Annotated in this window: 15 protein-coding genes; 5 read left to right on the top strand and 10 right to left on the bottom strand. The window is 66.8% G+C overall.

Annotated elements, in window-relative coordinates; genetic code table 11:
• Positions 1–200: 200 nt before the first annotated feature.
• Positions 201–1202 (bottom strand): 2-hydroxyacid dehydrogenase, encoded by a 1002-nt coding sequence (locus tag AC5P98_RS02175; protein WP_049404415.1) that lies wholly within the window; start codon positions 1200–1202, stop codon positions 201–203.
• Between the two features lie 97 nt (positions 1203–1299).
• The gene (locus AC5P98_RS02170; RefSeq protein WP_049404418.1) at positions 1300–4173 is read right to left on the bottom strand and encodes an autotransporter domain-containing protein; all 2874 of its coding nucleotides are present in this window, start codon (positions 4171–4173) and stop codon (positions 1300–1302) included.
• Positions 4174–4405: 232 nt separating this feature from the next.
• On the opposite strand from AC5P98_RS02170, the gene AC5P98_RS02165 reads away from it, so the two are divergent.
• The 5 genes from AC5P98_RS02165 to AC5P98_RS02145 are packed head-to-tail and all read left to right on the top strand — an operon-like array spanning position 4406 to position 10423.
• Positions 4406–4939 (top strand): RNA polymerase sigma factor, encoded by a 534-nt coding sequence (locus tag AC5P98_RS02165; RefSeq protein ID WP_075076110.1) that lies wholly within the window; start codon positions 4406–4408, stop codon positions 4937–4939.
• Positions 4936–5904, top strand: coding sequence for a FecR family protein (locus AC5P98_RS02160; protein ID WP_049404421.1), 969 nt, complete (start codon positions 4936–4938; stop codon positions 5902–5904). The genes AC5P98_RS02165 and AC5P98_RS02160 overlap by 4 nt, the downstream gene beginning before the upstream one ends.
• Positions 5905–5918: 14 nt before the next feature.
• A complete protein-coding gene (locus tag AC5P98_RS02155; protein ID WP_495229835.1) occupies positions 5919–8717 on the top strand; it encodes a TonB-dependent receptor plug domain-containing protein in 2799 nt (932 codons plus the stop codon).
• Positions 8718–8762: 45 nt separating this feature from the next.
• Positions 8763–9719, top strand: a complete 957-nt coding sequence (locus AC5P98_RS02150) for a hypothetical protein (protein ID WP_049404424.1) — start codon at positions 8763–8765, stop codon at positions 9717–9719.
• Positions 9716–10423: a hypothetical protein gene (locus AC5P98_RS02145; protein WP_049404427.1), complete on the top strand. Its 708-nt coding sequence runs from the start codon at positions 9716–9718 to the stop codon at positions 10421–10423. The genes AC5P98_RS02150 and AC5P98_RS02145 overlap by 4 nt, the downstream gene beginning before the upstream one ends.
• A gap of 59 nt (positions 10424–10482) precedes the next feature.
• Here AC5P98_RS02145 and AC5P98_RS02140 read toward each other — a convergent pair whose 3' ends face one another.
• The 8 genes from AC5P98_RS02140 to AC5P98_RS02105 all read right to left on the bottom strand — a co-directional run bounded on the left by AC5P98_RS02140 (position 10483) and on the right by AC5P98_RS02105 (position 20129).
• On the bottom strand, positions 10483–11172 hold the full coding sequence (locus AC5P98_RS02140) for a lysoplasmalogenase (protein ID WP_049404429.1): 690 nt from the start codon (positions 11170–11172) through the stop codon (positions 10483–10485).
• On the bottom strand, positions 11169–13052 hold the full coding sequence (locus AC5P98_RS02135) for a M61 family metallopeptidase (RefSeq protein WP_049404430.1): 1884 nt from the start codon (positions 13050–13052) through the stop codon (positions 11169–11171). The genes AC5P98_RS02140 and AC5P98_RS02135 overlap by 4 nt, the downstream gene beginning before the upstream one ends.
• Positions 13053–13213: 161 nt before the next feature.
• Positions 13214–13792 (bottom strand): hypothetical protein, encoded by a 579-nt coding sequence (locus AC5P98_RS02130; protein WP_046429524.1) that lies wholly within the window; start codon positions 13790–13792, stop codon positions 13214–13216.
• Positions 13773–14369 (bottom strand): hypothetical protein, encoded by a 597-nt coding sequence (locus tag AC5P98_RS02125; RefSeq protein WP_126411839.1) that lies wholly within the window; start codon positions 14367–14369, stop codon positions 13773–13775. The genes AC5P98_RS02130 and AC5P98_RS02125 overlap by 20 nt, the downstream gene beginning before the upstream one ends.
• A gap of 482 nt (positions 14370–14851) precedes the next feature.
• Entirely contained in the window at positions 14852–15802 is a 951-nt protein-coding gene (ispH, locus tag AC5P98_RS02120) for a 4-hydroxy-3-methylbut-2-enyl diphosphate reductase (protein WP_005408565.1), read from the bottom strand.
• 27 nt (positions 15803–15829) lie between these two features.
• Positions 15830–16354 (bottom strand): signal peptidase II, encoded by a 525-nt coding sequence (gene lspA / locus AC5P98_RS02115; RefSeq protein WP_014646377.1) that lies wholly within the window; start codon positions 16352–16354, stop codon positions 15830–15832.
• On the bottom strand, positions 16354–19185 hold the full coding sequence (gene ileS, locus AC5P98_RS02110; protein WP_049404432.1) for an isoleucine--tRNA ligase: 2832 nt from the start codon (positions 19183–19185) through the stop codon (positions 16354–16356). Before ileS ends, lspA begins: the two co-directional genes overlap by 1 nt.
• Positions 19182–20129 carry a bifunctional riboflavin kinase/FAD synthetase gene (locus AC5P98_RS02105; RefSeq protein ID WP_049404434.1) on the bottom strand — a complete coding sequence of 316 codons (948 nt, stop codon included), beginning with the start codon at positions 20127–20129 and terminating at the stop codon, positions 19182–19184. The genes ileS and AC5P98_RS02105 overlap by 4 nt, the downstream gene beginning before the upstream one ends.
• Between the last annotated feature and the right edge of the window lie 33 nt (positions 20130–20162).

Below are 20162 nucleotides of genomic sequence, written 5' to 3'. Positions count from 1 at the left end.
TGCGTCGGCAATCACCAGACGATCTGTAATCCACCGACGTGTGCTGGCGTCATGTTCCGGCCAGAAAGCAGCTGCGCCGTCCCTTGCGCCCCCTGTACTTCAAGGGAGGACAAGCCCCCCTTCACGACAGCTTCATATGATATTCACCCAAAGTAAATACCCCAGGTGGGGACTGGGTGAGGCCCACTTCCGCAGCGTGTCTACGCTCCCACCCGGTTCGCACACACCCGCCCCTCGGCGAAATCCCGCAGGTTCCCCAGCGTGATTGCCGAGATCTCCTGCAGCGCCTCTACGGTGAAGAAGCCCTGGTGGCCGGTCACCAGCACGTTGGGGAAGGTCATCAGGCGCTGGAAGGCCTCGTCGTCGATGATCTCGCCGGACAGGTCCTGGAAGAACAGCGCGCTTTCCTGCTCGTAGACGTCGATGGCCAGATGACCCAGCCGCCGCGATTTCAGCGCGCGGATCACCGCATGGGTATCCACCAGCGCGCCGCGCGAGGTGTTGACCAGCATCGCGCCGGTCTTCATCCGCGCCAGCGAGGCGTCGTTGATCAGGTGCTGGGTATCGGGCGTCAGCGGGCAATGCAGCGATACGATGTCGGCCCGCGCCAGCAGTTCATCCAGACCAACCCTGTCGCCCACGCCGGCGAAGGCCGGCGACGGATACGGATCATGCCCCAGCACGGTGCAGCCCATGCCCTTGAAGATGCGCGCGGTGGCCAGGCCGATCTTGCCGGTGCCGACGATGCCGACCGTGCGCCCATGCAGGGTGCGCCCGAGCAGGCCATCGAGCATGAAGTTGCCCTCGCGCACGCGGTTGTAGGCGCGATGGGTCTGCCGGTTGAGCGTCATCACCAGCGCCAGCGCGTGCTCGGCCACGGCTTCGGGGGAATAGGCCGGCACCCGTGCGACGAACAGGTCCAGCGCTTTCGCGGCGGCCAGGTCCACATTGTTGAAGCCGGCACAGCGCAGCAGTACGGCGCGTACGCCCAGCGCATGCAGCGCGTGCAGTACCGGCGCGTCGAGGCGGTCATTGACGAACACGCAGACGGCGGCGCAGTCCTGTGCCAACGCAGCGGTATGCACGTCCAGCGCGGCATCGAAATACACGAATGCAAAGCCCTGCCCGGCCGCATCGCGCTGGTTGGCCTCGTCGAGGAAACGACGATCGTAGGGGCGGGCACTGAAGACGGCGATCTGCATGACGGGGCCTGGCGGGAGTTCCCTGCCGACCTTACCGCAGCACCCGCCCTGATGGGATGGCCCCGGCGATACGCATATCGCCGGGGCCGGGTACCCCTTAGAACCGGTAGCCCAGGCCCAGCATCACGCCGTTCCGGATCTGCCCGTCGCGGCGCTCACCCACGTAGTCGGCCATGATCGACAGGCGCTCGCTGGCGCGACTGGTCACGCCCACGTTCCAGGCCAGCACCTGCTCGCCCACGGCCTGGCTGCTGGCACCAAACACCAGGTCCGGGGCCGCAGCAAAACCGGTGCTGTAGCGCGCCTGTGAATCGCCCAGCTCCTTCTGCCAGGCCACGCGGGCACGCGGGGTGATGCGCTCGCCGTTGTTGCCCTCGAAGGTCTTGAACAGCTGCAGGCCGGCACCCACGCGGATGCTCTCCAGGCTGCCGCTGCGCCCCACCAGCGCGCCAGCGCCCTGCTCTTCGTTGAAGCGGGTGGCCGAGGTCCGCGCGTAATCCACCACCGGCAGCAGCGGCTGGATCACCAGTCCCTTGCCGGTGGTGAAGGAGAACGCGTGTTCGACCCGCGCCGAGATCGCGTCGTTGCTGTATCGGGCGCGCAGCGGCTGTTGCAGGCCATCGATGGCCGAAAGGCTGCGGCGGGTATCGTGGCGCAGGTCGGTGTAGCGCACGGCCGCCGACAGGTAGCCACGCGAATAGGTCGCATCCAGGTAGCCGCCCACATCCAGCGCGCGCACGTCGCCACTGAAACCGGAGCCATCGCTGGCCTTGGTCGACATGTCCGCGGCGGCCACGCTGACGCCGAGGGTGACGCGGTCATCGGCCACGTGCGTGTCGGCACCGACCACGATGCCGCCGATGTTATGGCTCAGGCCGGCCACGCCACCGTCGGCGTCGATGCGGCCATGGCTGGCGAAACCGCGCGCCCACAGGCCACGGCTGCCACCCGCCGCGCGGCTGTCGCCAGCAGCCTCGCCGGCCGGCTCGACCAGATGCATGGCCAGCTGGTTGAACAGGCTGCCATGGCGCATGCCCGGCTGCGCCGACACCGACTGCGCCGCCTGCGAGGCCAGGCCATCGGCATCGCCGCCACTGCGCATCGCCGCCTGGTGCTGCTGCACCACGTTGCCGATGCTGCCCAGCAGTGCATTGTCGGCCAGGCGCAGGCTGGCGTGTGCATCACCGCGCAGGGCGCCGGCCTGCTGTGCGATCACATCGCGGTCGGCGAACTGCAGTGCGCCGAGCAGCGACTTCAGGCCGCTGTCCTGGCGATCCGATGCGGCTGCCAGCGCGCGCCCCAGTCCATCGCCGGAGGTGCCGTTGGCAAACAGGCCCAGCTGATCGAAGCCCGGGTTGGCGGTCAGCCACAGCCCGTCGGCCGTCTGGTTGACGTTGAAGCTGAGCAGCGAATTGTGGCGCGGGCGGAATACTTCGCCCGCGGTGATGCTGGCGCTGTAGCCGGTGTCGCCCAGTCGCACGGCATCCTGGAAACCGCCCTGGTAGATCGGCCCTTCCACCAGATCGCGGCGGTAGGTGCCGGCATAGAAGCCCTGGGCGACGTTCAACGCCAGGTGTGCGCCCTGCGCGATCACCAGCGCCCCCTCTTCGGCCCCGCCATCGTAGAAGCTGCCGACGCGCAGGCGGCCACTGCCGGTGCCCCCGGCCTCGGTAACATCGAACAGCACCTGCCCGCCGGGCATGATGTTGACGTAGCCGTGGGTCACCAGATCACCGCCACGCGGCATCAGCGTGCCGAACACGCGCAGTCGGTTGAAGCCGTCTTCGCGCCAGGACGGGCCGGTGCCATCCAGCAACGCATCACTGTCGGTGCCGACCGATGCGATATCGCCATGGCCAACCACCACGCTGCCCGGCATCACCCGCAGCTCGGGGGTACGCAGCGCGCCGCCCTCCAGCGCGATGGTGCCGTTGTCGACCAGCATGAAATCGGCGCCGGTGGTTTCGGCGGTGCGCCAGGTGGCGCCATTGCTGACACGGATCACGCCCGCCGAACCTGCCAGGGTGGACGCATCCAGATCGGCCAGCCGCAACTGGCCGCGCAGCTCATCCTGGAGGTCGGGGTCGGCAAGCAGCTGCTGCAGCGACTGCGTGCCGATGCCGTTCGGCCCCCGCGTGGAGACGTTGTACAGGCTCACCGCGTAGTTGATGTAGGTGCTGGCCCAGTCGGTGTTCCAGCGCGCGAAATCGTCGTCGACGAAGGCCTGCAACTGGCGCGCGGTGCGCAGGTAGCCCGGATTGATGTCGCCGCTGACGTTGCTGGTCACATGCAGGGTGTCGCCCGGATCGCGATAGCCTGCCGTGTTGATGATGTTGTTGCCGCGGATGTCCTGGCCCGGGAACGACTCCAGCTTGCTGCCGCTGCCATCCGGATCGAAGGTGACCGAGGTACCCGTGGTGCGCGCCGGGTCGCGGAACACCAGCAGGCCATTGGGCCGCACCACCTCATACATGGCCTTGTGCAGCAGGCCGGCATCCATGCCGCCGCCATAGTTGCCGGTGTAGATCTGGGTCATGCGCGGCGACGGTGCGTAGGTGATCCTGCCACCACTGCTGGCGGCATGGATCTGCACCGAATCGACCAGCGGCAGGTCGCCGCCGAGATAACGGTTGACGCCGCCGGACTGCATGATCGAGCAGGACGAAATGCAGTGGCCGGACACAATCGTGTCCAGGCCCTGGGTGCGGATCACCGCCTGCAGCCACTCGCCGGCGATCAGCGCGCCACCGTTGGACGTGCGAAGCACGACTTCGCGGATCGGGCGTCCTTCGGCCTGCGCCTTGGCCAGCAGCGCGGGCAGCGCCACCACATCGGCAACGGTTACGCCGCCGCTGAGGAAGACGCGATCGTCCTGCACGTGATAATTCATTGCCATGACGTCATCAACCGCCGCCATGGCGGTGATGCCCAGCAACGCTGCCAGGGCCAGGCTCAACTTCGAATGCTTCATGTGTTCTCTCTCTCCACCCGCAACGCACGGGTCGAAAGTTCAACGTCCGGACGGTGCGCCCTCCCCCAGTGCAGCGCCCCTCGAAACATGAACGCATTCACAATGGATTCGTGGGCCACGCACACTCTTCCCCATCCGGTCATCGTCGCGTAAAACTCGAAGACGTACCCGCCACCGACGTCCGAGGCCAGCCCTGTCCGCCCCCTCTCCTCTGATCCATCGCGCGCCGGACCTGTCCGCGCCGGCGGACGCGTTCATTGCGTTCGTGCGGGAGGAACGCGCGCCGTTGTGTGCGTTCCTGCGCACGCGCGGTGTCGGGCCGGAGGATGCCGAGGACATCGCGCAGGACTGCATGGAGCGGCTGATCCGCTATCGCGCGCACAGTGCCGACGAGCTGCGGCTGCTGCTGTATCGTATCGCCCGCAACCGCCTGGCAGACCGCGGCCGTTCGTCGCAGTCGCGGCCGCATCTGTCCCTCGCCGAACATGATGGCGGCAACGAGCCTTCCAGCACGTCGCCCGATCCATTGCGCCAGGCCGAGTCCGGGCAGATGCTGTCCCTGCTGCGGCAGGCCCTGTTCAAGCTGCCCGAGCGCGCGCGCGAGGTGTACCTGCTCAACCGGATCACCGGCATGAGCTACACGCAGATCGCGCGGCACTGTGGAATTACTGCCAAGACCGTGGAAAAACACATCGCCCGCGCCCTGCAGGGCCTGCGCCAGGAACTCGGAACGGATCCGCTGCACAACGACAGGGACAACGGATGAGTCACGCCAGGCCCAGGGAAGATACGCAGCTGTTCGAACGCGCCAGCGCCTGGGTGGCGCGGCTGGAGGCTCCGGACTGTACGCCGGGCGAGCGCGAGACGTTCGAGGACTGGTTGGCCGAGGACCCGGCCCATGTTACTGCCTGGGTCCAGGCCGAGACCCTGTTCCAGCAGGGCGAGGAACTGGCCGCCGACCCGTGGCTGCGCACCGCCGAGGCACGTGCGGCACGCCCGGCGCCGCGTCGCTGGCTGCCGGCAGTGGCCGCTGCCGCAGGCGTCTGCCTGGCCATCGGGATCGGCTGGATGATTGCCGTCGACGGCAACCCCACGCCGCTGCGCTACGCCAACGATTCCCACCAGCCCCGGCTGCAGACGCTTGCCGATGGCAGCGTGGCCACGCTGGATGCGGGCACCACCCTGCACGCCCGTTTCGGTTGGCGCCATCGCAACCTGGTGCTGGAACGTGGCCGCCTGCAGCTGCAGGTCGCACCGTCGGGCAAGGCCCTGCAGCTACGCGCCGGCGACAGCACCATCCGCGACATCGGCACCACCTTCCAGGTAGAACGCCTGCATGATGGCCTGGTCGAAGTCGCACTGCTGGAAGGTGCGGTGGAAGTCAGCAGCGGGGGCACCCAGCACACCCTGGCGCCCGGCCAGCAACTGCAGGTACTGCCGTCGGGCCGCATCCAGCCCGGTCCGGCACTGTCGTCCAATGCCGCTGCTGAAGGCTGGCTGCAGGGACAGCTGGTGTTCGATGCCACACCGCTGTCGATCGTGGTCGAACGCATGAACCGCTACGGCCACACGCCGCTGGTGATCGCCGATCCGGAGATCGCCAGCCTGGCGGTAAGCGGTACCTTCCGTGCCGGCGACGCGCAGGAACTGCTGTCGGCACTGGAACTGGGCTGGTCGGTGGCTGGCCAGACGCGACCGGATGGCGCGCTGGAACTGCGCCGCACGTACTGAGGAGGCCTGCGGTGATGGCAGTACCGGGCGCGCTGCAGGGGGGGCTGCTGCTCCGCACCCTGTTCTGCCTCGCGTTGGGCATCCCCGCGCTGCCGTCCGCCGCTGCGGCCGAGCAAGCGGGCACCCTGGAGGTCGATGTTGGCTCAGGCCCGCTGGCGCCGGCCCTGCAGCAATGGGCGCGCCAGAGCGGCATTGCCCTGCTGTTCGATGCGCGTGAGCTGGATGGCCTGCGCACGGCCGGCACCCATGGCCACCGCGATGCGGCTGCGGCCCTGAAGGAACTGGTCGCGGGCATGCCGGTGAACATCCTGCGTACGCCTGCTGGCGGATTCGTCGTCCGCCGCACCCGCCCCGCGCCACCATCGCCACCGTCGGTCGCGGCACGCGCCACGCCCGCAGCAGGTTCGCCACACAAGTCCGCCAACGCGCCGCCGCAGGTGGAACTGGCGCCGATCCATGTCACCGGCAGCCGGCTGCCGCGCACCTCCGTGCAGACCACGCTGCCGGTCACCATCATCGACCGCGATGACATCCTGCGCAGCGGCTACGGCAGCCTGTTCGACCTGCTGCGGCACTTGCCGGGCATGAACGGCCACCCGGCGATGAGCACCTCGCGCAGTGGCGATTCGCAGTACCTGCCGGTGGGTGCGGCCACCACCACCAGCCTGGACGGCATGGGCCCGCGTGCGACCCTGTTCCTGGTCAATGGCCGTCGCCTGCCACGCTATCCCATGGTGTCGCTGGAACAGGGTGGGCTCACCGATCTTGGGGGAATTCCGCTCAGCTTCGTCGAACGCATCGAGCTGGTACGTGGCGGCGCCTCGGCCATCTATGGCGCCGACGCGATGTCCGGCGTGGTCAACATCATCCTGCGCGACCAGGCTGACGGCCCGGAAGCCATGCTGCAGACCGGCCTGAGCGGGCGCGGCGACGCTGGCCAGTATCGCGTGCAGGCGGCCACCGGCGGCGTGCGCGACGGAGGGGACCGCTGGTTCGCCGGCATCGACCTGCACCGCATCGACCACGTGGCCGGTGATCGCCGCCAATGGCATGCGGAAACCTCGCAGTACCTGATCGGCGCGTTCCGCGATGGACGCTACTGGCCGGCAGAACGCTGCGAAGGCCCATTGACGCGGCGCGATGGTGCCTGCTGGTTCGACAGCGCCCGACCACGCTCGCTGCAACCGGCCTCGGATACCGCCTCGGCCTACCTGCGCTACCGGCATGAGCGCGGCGAAGGTCGCTATGCCTACGCCGAGGCGCGGGCCAGCCACAACCGGCAACGCTTCGACCTTGGTCCAACCGCCGTTGCCATCGGCCTGTACGGGTTCACCTTCAACAGCGTGCTGCGCGAAGCTGGCAACGTGCGTCCGCATGTACGTGCCACCGACGCCGACGTCACCTCCGGCATTGGCCGCGACCAGGGCCGGCGCAGCTGGGATGCCGGCATCAGCGCACAGCGCAGCGATGTCAGCCTGTCCACGTCGGGCACCGTGCGCGCCGAGCCCCTGCTGCGGGTCGCCGAGACACTGGATTTCCTGCCCGGCTTCACCTCGTTGCCGGCGGGCGCGGCCGAGCAGTTGTTCCCGTCGATCCGCAATCGCGGGCGCACCGAGCAGTGGCAGGGCTGGTGGGGCATGCAGCGGGAGCTGATGCCATTGGCCGGAGGTGCTGCACAGCTGGCCACCGGCATCGACCTGCGCCAGGAGCGCTGGACCTCGCATCCCGACGCCCTGCTGAGCCAGGGTGACCTGGCGCTGGGCCTGCCGCAGGAGCAGCGCCACCTGGCGCGCCGCAGTGGCGGCGCCTACGCCGAACTCGGCCTGCCCCTGGCGCACACGCTGCGCATGGACCTGGCCGCACGCTGGGACCGCGATGGCGACTACCAGGCCTTTTCACCCCGCGTGGGCCTGCGCTGGAGCCCCACGCCCCGGTGGTCCTTCCTGCTTGCCAGCGGGCGCGGCTACCGTGCGCCCAGCCTGTTCGAGCAGCGGCGCCCCCCGGGCTATTTCGGTGCGATCGAGCTGCCGGCCTCCAGCGCCCTGCCCGACTGCGCGCAGAGCAGCGGCAACGGGCGCTGCAGCGTCACCGTGGACGTGGTGGAGAACGATGCGTTGAAGGCCGAGCGGTCGCGCAGCCATTCCCTGGCCGCGACCTGGACGCCGACCGATACGTTCTCGCTGTCACTCACCCACAACATCGTCGAACTGCGCAACGAGATCCTGGCCCTGCAACCGGCCGACGCGGTGTGGAACCCCGGCACCTGGGAGCTGGACGAGGACGGCCACCTGAGCAACCTGCGCCTGTCCTTCGACAACATCGGCCGCACCACCTCGCGCAACTTTGTACTGCGCGGGGAGTACCACATCGATACCGGCAGCACCGGCCAGTGGCTGTTCTCGCTCGATGCGCTGAAGCAGCAGGAACTGCGCCGCGAACGTGGCCATGATGCAACGGTGGACCTGCGCGGCCATGTCACGCCGACGATGGCCGCCGTGCTGAACGTGCAGTGGCAGAACAGCAACTGGGACATCGCCCTGCGCGGCAACCAGGTGGGGCGCACGCGCGCCTGGCTGCCCGGTGCGGAATGCCCGGAGGAACAGCGCGAGCAGAACCACTGCATGAACCCCCGGCAGCTGCGCTGGAACCTGCATCTCGCACGACGCCTGGGGCCGCGCGTGGTCGCCGCGCTGGACGTGCACAACGTGCTCGACACGCAACCGGTGAACTATCTGGTTGGCAACGGTGGCCAGATGCCGGGGCTCGACGATCCGCTCGGCCGCTACTTCCTGCTGACCCTGCAGATCCGCTGAGCGTAGTACCCTACGCGCCCTGTTCCATCGGTTCCCCACCACCCCATGAAGGCCTATCTCTGGTTCTGGGGCGCGTTCCTGCTGTTCTTCGCGTTGCCCTTCCCCTGCATCCTCTATGTCGGCACGTCGTGGCCGGTGCAACTGGCCGACCGCAGCGCGCCATGGCTGGCCCTGCTGCTGCTCGCGCTGTCGGTGATCCTGTGGCTGGCCCTGCTGCTCGCCTTCCTGCACTACCTGCTGCTGGGCCCGCCGCGCGCGCTGCATCGGGTGCGCAACATCCTGGCCGGCGGTGAGCCGCGCGACGCGTTGATCGAACAGGCCGAGCAGACCGGCGTGCACGTGCGCGGCTTCGCGCAGTGGAAGCTGCAGCTGGGCTTCCAGAACCTGTCCGGCACGCCCATCAACGAACAGATGCTGGTGGTGGACAGCAAGCCGCACCTGCAGCGTTTCGTTGCCGGCCAGCGTATCGAGGTACGCCTGAGCCGGATGCCGGGCGCGTTCCCCAACGTGGTGCTGGAGGGTGCCCAGCCTGAACTGGATGTCGCCAGCCTCTGGCGTCGTGGTGTCGGCGCAGCGATCGGCATCGTGGCGGTGGCCAGTGCCTATGTGGCCGCCTATCGGCTGCAGAGTGAGGGACTGGGCTGGACCTTCCTGTCGCTCGGTCATCCGCTGCTGGTGTGCCCGCTGGTGTTGTGCGGCTACGCGCTGGGCCTGCGCCTGCTCGGCCGGCTGCTGCAGGCCGACGCCCGCGGTGACGCGCTGAAGTATCGCGGCATCGGCGTGGATGCGAAGGTGCTGAAGCTGCGCCAGACCGGCACCTATCTCAACGAGCAGCCGCAGGTGGAGTTCCAGCTGGAATACATCGACCGCGAAGGTGGCGTGCAGCAGGTGAGCGTGCGCCGCTTCATCCCGTTGATCGAGCTGGCCAATCTTCCGCGCGAGCGGGTCACGCTGTTGTACGACCCGGAAGATCGCCGCAACGTTCGCCTGGAGGGTGTATGAAGCAGCCGCCCTCGACCCGGCTGGTGTTCTCCGTGGTGTTGCTGGTGATGGCCGGCGTCGCCGTGGCAGGCGGAGCCCTGCAGACGCTGGGCGAAACACTGGGCCATTCGGTGCAGGCCGACAGCGCAAGCGCGCCGATCGCCATGCCGCCAGCGCGCGAGAGGCCAGCTTCGCTCGCGCCGATGACCGAGCCGCGGTTGCCGCCGGTGCCCGAACGCAACAACCGGTTGTTCGATGCGGACTACCTGCTGGCCGCCCGCCAGGCACTGGAACAGATGCCTGCGCTGGCCGGGCACCGGCTGACGATATTCCACAGCATCCACTTCTACGACGATGGCCGGATCAATCTGGACCTGGTGGATCCGCAGCAGCCGTCGCGCGTGGACAGCTACCACTTCGAACGCGGCCAGTGGCGCAAGGGCGACCCGGTCAATCCGCAGCGCTTCGCGCCCACCATCACCCTGCGCCGCAGCAGCACGGCGCTGGCCAACATCGATTTCGAGGCGGTGCCGCGCGTGGCCCAGGCACTGCAGGCACAGCGCAACGCATTGATGGGCACTCCCGGTGAAGTCGGCCACGTCTATGTGATCGTGCGCAAGGGTGGCACTCTGGTCTGGCTGCCGGACGAGGTCGCCGGTGATCGCCAGTCCGCACGCCTCTCTTTCGACGCAGAGGGCCGTTCCGGCAACGCGACCCTCCGATAGTCAACGCAAAAAGGGGACGGAGGGGATTAAGTCGCAGACGGCACCAAGGCACAAACGACTTAATCCCCTCCGTCCCCTTTTTGCTGTTTCACGGAGCGGGCGATGGCGTACTGCGCGCCGTAGTAGGTGGACAGCACCAGCAGGCTGGCCAGTGGCAGGCCGCCGGCGAAGCGGTCCCAGGCCAGCAGCGAGTCGCTGGCGACGAACAGCAGCGCACCGGCGGCCGCCCAGCGGGAGCTGCTGGCATCCACGGCATCGGGCTTCGGGCTGCGCCACTGCCGCGCCAGGGCCAGCACCGCCATCGATGCCAGCACCACCACGTACGCCAGCACCGGAATGCGCATCGGTGCCGGCAGGTGCGGCCACAGGCCAAGCACGTTGAGTACAGCGAACGCGCCGAGCAGGACGCTGGCGGCAAGCAGGCCACGTCCGGCACGCAGGCCATCGCGGAAGGCGACGATGTAGCAGAGGTGCGCCAGCAGGAACGCGACCAGCCCCGGCACGAACGCATCCACCGGCAACATCAGCGCGATATCGCCCACGCACGACAGCAGCATGCCGGCCAGCACCGCGCGGCGGTAAGACGGCTGCGCGGGATCGTGCACTCGCCAGGCGATGGCAGCGATCAGCAGCGTGGTCGTGGGCTTGGCCAGCCAATGCAGCCAGTGCCCGTCGCTGTGCAGGAACGCACCGATGATGGCGAGGATCGCCATCAGCAGGATCAGACCCTCGCGCGCGCGCGGCTTCATCGCGCCTTCCACAGGTCCGCAAGGCGGTCAGGCTTGCCGGCGATGCGCTCCAGCGCCGGGTATTGCAGGCCACCGTGGTAGGCGATGTTCATCGTTTCGATGCGGTCGAACTGCTTCACCAGCAACACGATCGGCGCCTTGTCCTTCGCCGCCGCAGCTACCGCATCCTTCAAGCGCTGGCTGCTGTATTCGCGCCCGCCAACGGCAATCACCTTCATGCCCGGCGCCAGGCCGGCATTGAATGCCGGGCTGTCCCAGATCACGTCGCCGACCACGCCGCTGTCGAGCACGGTCGCACCCAGCGAGTACGCCAGCAGCGCCGCTTTGGCGCGTTTTTCCTGTGCCTTGTAGGCATCGTTCGGCGTATCGCGGTAGACCAGCTTCCAGCCCGCCAGTTCCAGGCCGCCGGTCAACGAACCGTGGCCGTCCAGGCGCCCGCGCAGGAACGTCGCCCAGTCATACGGCGCGATGCCGTTCAAGGTCGCGACCACATCGTTGAAGGTGTACGGGTTGACGTCCCAGTCGCCGTTGCCGACCCCGAAGAACGCACGTGCGAAGTCATCCAGGCTACGCCGGTTGCCGCTCAGTTCGCGCAGCTTGCCCTCCACTTCCAGCCACAGCATCTGGCCGCCGGAGTAGTAGTCCTCGCTCATCTGATAGTTGCGGTAAGGCAGCGTGCGGCGCTGCGCGATGGTCGGGTCATTGGTGGTGTCCTGCAGCGGCCGCCAGGCCAGGCCCGGGCGACCACGGTCATAGGTCGCGGCCACGTTGGCCAGCATGTCGCGCGCCTGCGCGGCCGACCACAGCCCTGAACGCGCCGCCAGCACCTGGCCCCAGAACTGGGTCTGGCCTTCGTAGACCCACAGCAGACTATCGCCCATCGGCGTGTTGAAGTTGGCGGTGGCCAGATCGGCGCCGCGACGGTACTTGCCATTCCAGGAATGGGTGTACTCGTGCGGCAGCAGATCGCGCATCCACGCGTTGTTGTCCCACTCGGTGAAGTAGCCCGGGTCGGCACTGTTCTCGCTGGAACGGTGATGCTCCAGGCCGATGCCACCGAGGCGGTCGGTCAATGCCAGCAGGAACTCATAGTGGTTGTAGTGCCGCGCGCCGTAAAGCTTGTCGGCCTGCTGCACCAGCGCACGATGCAGGGTGATCTGCGCCTCGCTCGGCTTCAGCGATTTGGCGTCGTCGGCGAACACGTTGAGGTGCACCGGTACCTTCGCGCCCGGATCGAGATCGATGCGCTGATAGTGCTCGCCGGCGAACAAGGGCGAATCGACCAGATGGTCATACGAGATCGGCTTGAACACCACGGTGTCACCGTCGCGGCGCGCGGTCTCCAATGCAGTGGCGAACGACCAGCCCTTGGGCAGGGTCACGCTGGCCTGCGCCTGCAGCTGGCGCGCGTCGATGCCGGCCGGATACAGCGAGTTGGCGTTCCACTGCAGGTTGAGCATTTCCGGGGTCATCACCACCCGGCCCTGGCTGCCACCCTGCGAGGACAGGAAATCGAAGTGGGCGACGATCTCGCTGGCGCCCTCGGGCACGTTCACCTTGAACGCATAGACGTTGTACTGATCGCGCTGCCAGGCCAGGGGCTTGCCGTTGGCGGTCACGCGCAGGCCGGCCAGCTTGTCAATCGGGCCGGTGGGCGAATGGTTGCCGGGAATCCACTGCGGGTACAGCAGGGTCATCGGGCCGGGCTTGGCCGGCACGGTGGCGGTCACCTTGAAGATGCGCCGGGCCAGATCGCGCGCGTCCACATCGATGCGCAGCAGTCCTGGGGCTGCCGCGTTGGCCGGTGGCGAGGTCTGCGCAAGTGCAGGCGTGGCCGCCAGCGCGAACAGCAACGACATCGCCAGGGCTCGGGTCTTCATCGGGCAACTTCCAACAACGGAGAATCTTCCGATGCTAGGCCTGTGCCGTGCCCTGCCCCATGGCCAAAGGTCATGGGGCGAGAGAACTGTCTACGCAAATCCATGAGGGAACGTGCTTGCCAGACCGATCGCCGGCCTGGCAAGCCGCCCGGAAGGGAAGTCTAGTTTGATGCGCCTTCTTTGTAAGCCGCCTCAATGGCCCCCTTCAATCTCGTCGGATCTTCGATCCTCACACCGGTCAAGCACTTGGAGCCGGTCGCATCGAAAAACACTGTCGATGCGGAGCCGCCCTGGAAGTGTGCATAACCAAACACCGGCGCGGGGGAATCGGCCAACGGCGCCCATACGATTTTTCCGAGGAGCAGTCTAGCCTTGGCAACATCCCGCTCGATGCATCCGCCCGACGCCTTCACGACGATCGTTACCTGGCCGGATCGCTGTTCAAGTTGGGGCAGAAGCGCGATATCGCCGAAATTGCGGGCGATGCCGGAAGCCGAAGCGGAGTTCGCGCGGAAGCCATTCTCAATACCCAATGCATCAGCGGCGGCCTGCGGCCCAGCACTTCGCACCACCTCCAGCCTCTCGATGTAATCCAGTGCTGCTAGTTGGGAGTCCCTTGAGGCGGCACTCCACATTTGAGAAGGAGGTGTCACCGCAACCGCTGCGAGGGGAATGACCGCAGACAAGATGAGTAGTGCTTTCAGGGGCACTCTCACGAATTCACCAAGGATAGTTGGCATCGTAGTAGTCCTCATGCTGCTTGGTATAGGTTTTCCCCGATGCGACATGGTTGTTGTCACAGAATGCCTTGCCAATATCCACAAGCGAAGCACCACTTGACCACATGCCCCAAAGCGTAGCGGAATTCTCGGAAATCAGCGGAATCTCAACGGTTCCTTCCGAAAATCCTCGAATCTGATCACTCACGACCGCGTTATTGACAACGGCCTTGGCCTCCCACACACAATTTCTTTCAACGTACTGCGCCTTGGTAATCGGAGCATCAATATTGGGAACACCAGCCACGTGATGACCAAGCTCATGACTGAGATAGCCTACGGTCTTGTAGAGCCCGGGCAGATCAAAGCTATCACAAGAGTACGGCGGAACCAGTATTTTCGCCGTAAGCGGGTCATAGCTGGGAGGGAGACCATATGCCCTGACGCCCGAATGAGCCTGGATCTGCGAGGTAAGTGTTGTGGATGCAGCGGAGATGAAGTCTACGCATTGGCCCAAACCAGTTACAGGATAAGTTTGCGCCTTCGCGTAGACGGGACAAATAAGTGAAAAGATCAAAATCAGGTATTTCCATACCATATTCCAGCCCCATTCCCCGGATCCCAGCGATCCGGCTCAAATCCTGGCGCTAAGGATCTTTTCTCTCTATAGGAAAACTCCTAAAGACTCCGCTACCTGCAACCGATCACACCTGAAACGAGAAGGCCTTCGAACTTTCCGGCACCAAGGGGCAAGGGCTAGGCGCGTGAGACCACAACGCTGAATGCTCGCAGAGAGGTTCCAGGGTCATACAGGCGATACGACCGCTCATCACAGTGCGTCACATTCACGTCAAAATGATCACCCTGTTAAACAAGCCATGAGCGGCGCGAGAGCACGGGTCTTCATCATCAGACAAGTTTCAGCCATGAGAGAGGCCCCGCTGCCAGACCAGTAGCAGGCGCAGCACCGTCACCAAAGGCCATGGTTGTAGCATCCATCCAGATATGGAGCGGATGATGCGCATGCAGGCGCATTGCGCAGTGCGAACCAAGGTTCGCACCCACCAGAGTCAGGCCCGGTCAGTCGACCAGGCGCAGGCGCAGTTCCTTCGGCAGCGCGAACACCATCGATTCCGGTTCGCCGTCCAGCTCGCCCACGCCGGTGGCGCCCAGCTCGGCCAGACGCGCCAGCACGCCATCGACCAGCACCTGCGGCGCCGAGGCGCCGGCGGTCACGCCGATGTGCTGCTTGCCTGCCACCCATGCCGGGTCGATCTCGTGCGCACCATCGATCAGGTACGATTCCACGCCTTCGCGGCGGGCCAGCTCGCTCAGACGGTTGGAGTTGGAGCTGTTCGGCGAACCGACCACCAGCACCAGGTCGCAGCGCTTGGCCAGGTCGCGCACGGCATCCTGGCGGTTCTGCGTGGCGTAGCAGATGTCGTCGTTCTTCGGGCCCTGCATCGCCGGAAAACGCTCGCGCAGCGCATCGATGATGCCGCGCGTGTCATCCACCGACAGCGTGGTCTGGGTGGTGTAGGCGAAGTTTTCCGGCTGGTTGATCTGCAGCGTCGCGACCTGCTCGACATCCTCGACCAGGTAGATCTGCCCGGTCCCGGCTTCGCGGTTCCACTGGCCCATGGTGCCCTCCACTTCCGGGTGACCGGCGTGGCCGATCAGCACCACGTCACGGCCGGCACGGCAGTGGCGCGCGACCTCGAAGTGGACCTTGGTCACCAGCGGGCAGGTTGCGTCGAACACCTTCAGGCCACGGCGCTCGGCTTCCTGGCGCACGGCCTGGGACACGCCATGCGCGCTGAAGATCACGGTGTTGTTGTCCGGAACCTCGTCGAGCTCTTCGACGAAGATCGCGCCGCGCTGCTTCAGGTCGTCGACCACGAAGCGGTTGTGCACCACTTCATGGCGGACATAGATGGGCGCGCCCAGCGTTTCGATCGCGCGCTTGACGATCTCGATCGCACGATCGACACCGGCACAGAAACCACGCGGGTTGGCGAGCAGCACATCCATCAGTTCAGTCTCCCGGCGGCAGCCGGCTTACGGTTTCGGGTTGGCATTATCCGCCTTTTTGGCGGACTTGCCGTCGAACAGGCCAAACAGCGCGATGCCGATGGCACCCACCACGATGGCCGAGTCGGCGATGTTGAACGAGGGCCAGGTGTAGCTGCCCACGTACCACTGGATGAAGTCGACCACATGGCCGTGCACCTGGCGGTCGATCACGTTGCCGATGGCGCCGCCGATGATCAGCGCATACGGCACCGCGGCCTTCCAGTTGCCGCGGGCGGTGCCGCGCAGCCACCACGCCATCAGCCCGCTGATGGCGATCGCCAGCGCGGTGAAGAAGTACTTCTGCCAGCCACCTGCGTCGCTCAGGAAACTGAATGCCGCGCCGGTGTTGTAGGTGCGGTACCAGTTCCAGAAGCCGTCGATGACCACCACCGGCTGGAACTCCGGCAGGCTGGACAGCACCCAGGCCTTGGACCACTGGTCCAGGCCGATGATGGCCACCGACAGCAGCAGCCAGACCAGGGCGTTCGGATGCGGACGGGGCGCGGCCATCAGAACCAGCTCCGCACTTCGCCGGCGCCGGTCACGTTGCTCACGCAACGGCCGCACAGCTCGGGATGGTCGGCGTTGCTGCCGACGTCGGCGCGGTGGTGCCAGCAGCGCACGCACTTGGCCTTGGTGGTCGGCTGGGCGCTGACGAACACCTCGTCGGTGGTCGCCGGGCGCACCTGCACGTCGCCACTGATGAACAGGAAACGCAGTTCATCGGCCAGCGGCTGCCAGCGCGCGGCCTGTTCTTCGCTGGCGGCGATGGTGATCTCCGCTTCCAGCGCCGCACCGATCGCACCGTTGGCGCGCATCGGCTCGAGCACCTTGGCCACCTGCTCGCGCACGGCCAGCAGCTGGTCGAAGTCGGTGGCGTTGAGCTGGGCATCGGCCGGCAGCGGCGCCAGGCCGTCGTACCAGGTGGTGAACAGCACGTGGCCGGCGCGTTCGCCCGGCAGGTAGCCCCACAGCTCGTCGGCGGTGAAGGTCAGGATCGGCGCCACCCAGCGGGTGAACGCTTCGGCGATGTGGTACATCGCGCTCTGGGCCGAACGGCGACCGTGCGAATCGGTCGGCATGGTGTACAGCCGGTCCTTGGTCACGTCCAGGTACAGCGAGCCCAGGTCCACGCTGCAGAAGTTCAGCAGCAGCTGCACGATCTCGGCCATGTTGTAGCCGTCGTAGGCTGCCTTGATCTTCTCCTGCAGCTCCCACGCGCGATGCACGATCCAGCGGTCCAGCGCGACCATCTGCTCGAGCGGTTGCAGGTGCTGCGCCGGGTCGAAACCGTCCAGGTTGCCGAGCAGGAAGCGTGCGGTGTTGCGCAGGCGACGGTAGGCGTCGGCGTTGCGCTTGAGGATCTCCTGCGACAGCGACATCTCGTTGCTGTAGTCGGCCGAGGCGATCCACAGGCGCAGGATGTCCGCGCCCAGCTTGTTCATGATGTCCTGCGGCTCGATGCCATTGCCCAGCGACTTGGACATCTTGCGGCCGTGCTCGTCCACGGTGAAGCCGTGGGTCAGGCACTGCTTGTACGGGGCGCGCTTGTCGATCGCCACGCCGGTCAGCAGCGAGGACTGGAACCAGCCGCGGTGCTGGTCGGACCCTTCCAGGTACAGGTCGGCCGGCTTGCCGAAGCCACGCGCGGCGAGAACGCCTTCATGGGTCACGCCCGAATCGAACCAGACGTCGAGGATGTCGGTGACCTTCTCGTAGTCGGCCGCGTCGGCACCGAGCAGTTCGGCGGCGTCCAGCGAATACCACACGTCGATGCCCTCGGCTTCGACGCGGTCGGCGACCTGCTGCATCAGCTCCACCGAACGCGGATGGATCTCGCCGGTCTGGCGGTGGGTGAACAGTGCGATCGGCACGCCCCAGGTGCGCTGGCGCGAGATGGTCCAGTCCGGGCGACCGTCGACCATGCTCTGGATGCGCGCCTTGCCCCAGGTCGGGAACCAGCCGACGGTGTCGATGGCGGCCAGCGCATCGTTGCGCAGGTTGGCCTTGTCCATCGAGATGAACCACTGCGGGGTGGCGCGGAACACCACCGGCGTCTTGTGGCGCCAGCAGTGCGGGTAGCTGTGGCGGATCGGATGGAACGCCAGCAGCGAACCGTTGTCGCGCAGCACGCCGACGATGGCCTCCTGCGCCTTCCACAGGTGCTGGCCCGCCAGCACCACGTCACCGGCCGGCGGGGTCGATTCCAGGTACACGCCGCGGCCGTCGATCGGAGTGACCTGGCCAGCGTTGTACTTGTCCAGCAGGCCGTACTTCTGGCTGACCACGAAGTCTTCCTGGCCGTGGCCGGGGGCGGTGTGCACCGCACCGGTACCGTCCTCGTCGGAGACGTGGTCGCCATTGAGCACCAGGATCTCGCGCTCCGGGTAGAACGGATGCGCCAGCAGCTGGTTTTCCAGCGCAGCGCCGGTGGTTTCACCGTGCAGCACCACTTCGTCCACGCCATAGCGCTGCAGCGCGCGCTCGGCCAGGGCCGCGGCCAGCACCAGCCAGCGGCGCTTGCCGTTGTGGGCCGGGCCTTCGGCCAGCACGTAGTTGATCTCCGCGCCCAGCGACACCGCCAGCGAGGCCGGCAGCGTCCACGGCGTGGTGGTCCAGATCGGTACGGCCACTTCGACGTCGACCGGCACGCTCACGCCGAACGCCTGGCCGATGGCCTGCGCATCGCGTGCAGCGTAGGCGACGTCGATCGCCGGCGATTCCTTTTCCTGGTACTCGATCTCGGCCTCGGCCAGCGCCGAGCCACAGTCGAAGCACCAGTACACCGGCTTGGCGCCGCGGACCAGGTGGCCGTTGGCCACGACCTTGGCCAGCGCGCGGATCTCGTTGGCTTCGAAATCGAAGCTCAGGGTCTTGTACGGGTTGTCCCAGTCACCGGTCACGCCCAGGCGCTTGAAGTCCACGCGCTGGATGTTGATCTGCTCTTCGGCGAACTCGCGGCACTTCTGGCGGAATTCGACGGCGTCAAGCTTGGTGCCGACCTTGCCCCACTTCTTCTCGACCGCGATCTCGATCGGCAGGCCATGGCAGTCCCAGCCCGGCACGTAGGGCGCATCGAAGCCGGCCAGGTAGCGCGACTTGACGATGATGTCCTTCAGGATCTTGTTGACCGCGTGGCCCAGGTGGATGCGGCCGTTGGCGTATGGCGGGCCGTCATGCAGCACGAACAGCGGGCGGCCGGCGGCGTTGTCGCGCAGCTGCTGGTAGAGCCCCTGCTCTTCCCACCGCGCCAGAATGCCCGGCTCGCGCTTGGGCAGGTCGCCGCGCATCGGGAATTCGGTGGCTGGCAGGTTCAGGGTGGTCTTGTAGTCCTGGCTCACGCAGTGGCTCGCAATCTATGTTCGGAAAGGATGGCGCGCGCCTGTTCGGCGTCGCGGTGCATCTGGTCGGTCAGCGCCGCCAGATCATTGAATTTCTCTTCGTCGCGCAGCTTGGCGACGAACTCCACGTCGATGTGGCGGCCGTACAGGTCGCCCTGGAAATCGAACAGGTGGGCTTCCAGCAGCGGCTCCACGCCCTCCACCGTCGGCCGCGTACCGAAGCTGGACACCGAAGGCCAGGGCTGGTCGAACACGCCGTGCACCCAGGTCGCGTAGATGCCCGACAGTGCCGGGGTCTTCGGGAAGCGCAGGTTGGCGGTGGGGAAGCCCAGCGTACGGCCGAGCTGGCGCCCGCGCACCACCCGCCCGCTGATCGCGTAGGGGCGGCCGAGCAGGTCGTTGGCGCGGGCGAAATCGCCCTCCTGCAGCAGCTGGCGGATGCGGGTGCTGGAGATGCGCTCGCCATGCAGGTCCACCGCTTCGATCTCGCCCGCGGTGAAGCCGAGTTCGGCGCCCATCCCCTGCAGCAGTGCCAGATCACCGCGGCGGCGGTTGCCGAAGCAGAACTCGGGCCCGATCCACACTTCGCGGGCGCCCAGCCGGTGCACCAGCAACCGGCGCACGAAGGTCTCGGCCGGCATCGCCGCCATCGCCGCGTCGAAACGCAGCAGGCCGATCGCATCGACGCCGAGCTCGCGCAGGATCTCGACCTTGCTGCGCGCCAGGGTCAGCCGCGGCGGCGGCGTGCCCTGGGCGAAGAATTCACGCGGCAGCGGCTCGAATGCCACGGCCACTGCGGCCACGCCCAAGGCGCGCGCGCGGGCAACCGCGTGGCGGACCAGCGCACGATGGCCCAGGTGGAGGCCGTCGAATGCACCGATACAGACCACGCTTCCGTTGGGGAACAGCTCCCCGCCCTCGACGCTTCTGAACAGCCTGCTCATCAACTCTCGTTCCGGCCCGACCGGGGCCGCCGC

The sequence above is a fragment of the Stenotrophomonas sp. YJH_SMC_135 genome (genome assembly GCF_059372355.1).
This window is presented reverse-complemented; position numbering and strand designations above follow the sequence as displayed.

Bases quoted from the DNA above. Each gene is read 5' to 3' on its own strand.
- AC5P98_RS02135 (WP_049404430.1), bottom strand. From the start codon at position 13,052: ATGAAGACCCGAGCCCTGGCGATGTCGTTGCTGTTCGCGCTGGCGGCC.
- AC5P98_RS02140 (WP_049404429.1), bottom strand. From the start codon at position 11,172: ATGAAGCCGCGCGCGCGCGAGGGTCTGATCCTGCTGATGGCGATCCTC.
- AC5P98_RS02150 (WP_049404424.1), top strand. From the start codon at position 8,763: ATGAAGGCCTATCTCTGGTTCTGGGGCGCGTTCCTGCTGTTCTTCGCG.
- AC5P98_RS02170 (WP_049404418.1), bottom strand. From the start codon at position 4,173: ATGAAGCATTCGAAGTTGAGCCTGGCCCTGGCAGCGTTGCTGGGCATC.
- AC5P98_RS02175 (WP_049404415.1), bottom strand. From the start codon at position 1,202: ATGCAGATCGCCGTCTTCAGTGCCCGCCCCTACGATCGTCGTTTCCTC.
- ispH (WP_005408565.1), bottom strand. From the start codon at position 15,802: ATGGATGTGCTGCTCGCCAACCCGCGTGGTTTCTGTGCCGGTGTCGAT.
- AC5P98_RS02130 (WP_046429524.1), bottom strand. From the start codon at position 13,792: ATGCCAACTATCCTTGGTGAATTCGTGAGAGTGCCCCTGAAAGCACTA.
- AC5P98_RS02105 (WP_049404434.1), bottom strand. From the start codon at position 20,129: ATGAGCAGGCTGTTCAGAAGCGTCGAGGGCGGGGAGCTGTTCCCCAAC.
- AC5P98_RS02160 (WP_049404421.1), top strand. From the start codon at position 4,936: ATGAGTCACGCCAGGCCCAGGGAAGATACGCAGCTGTTCGAACGCGCC.
- AC5P98_RS02155 (WP_495229835.1), top strand. From the start codon at position 5,919: ATGGCAGTACCGGGCGCGCTGCAGGGGGGGCTGCTGCTCCGCACCCTG.
- AC5P98_RS02125 (WP_126411839.1), bottom strand. From the start codon at position 14,369: ATGGTATGGAAATACCTGATTTTGATCTTTTCACTTATTTGTCCCGTC.
- lspA (WP_014646377.1), bottom strand. From the start codon at position 16,354: ATGGCCGCGCCCCGTCCGCATCCGAACGCCCTGGTCTGGCTGCTGCTG.
- AC5P98_RS02145 (WP_049404427.1), top strand. From the start codon at position 9,716: ATGAAGCAGCCGCCCTCGACCCGGCTGGTGTTCTCCGTGGTGTTGCTG.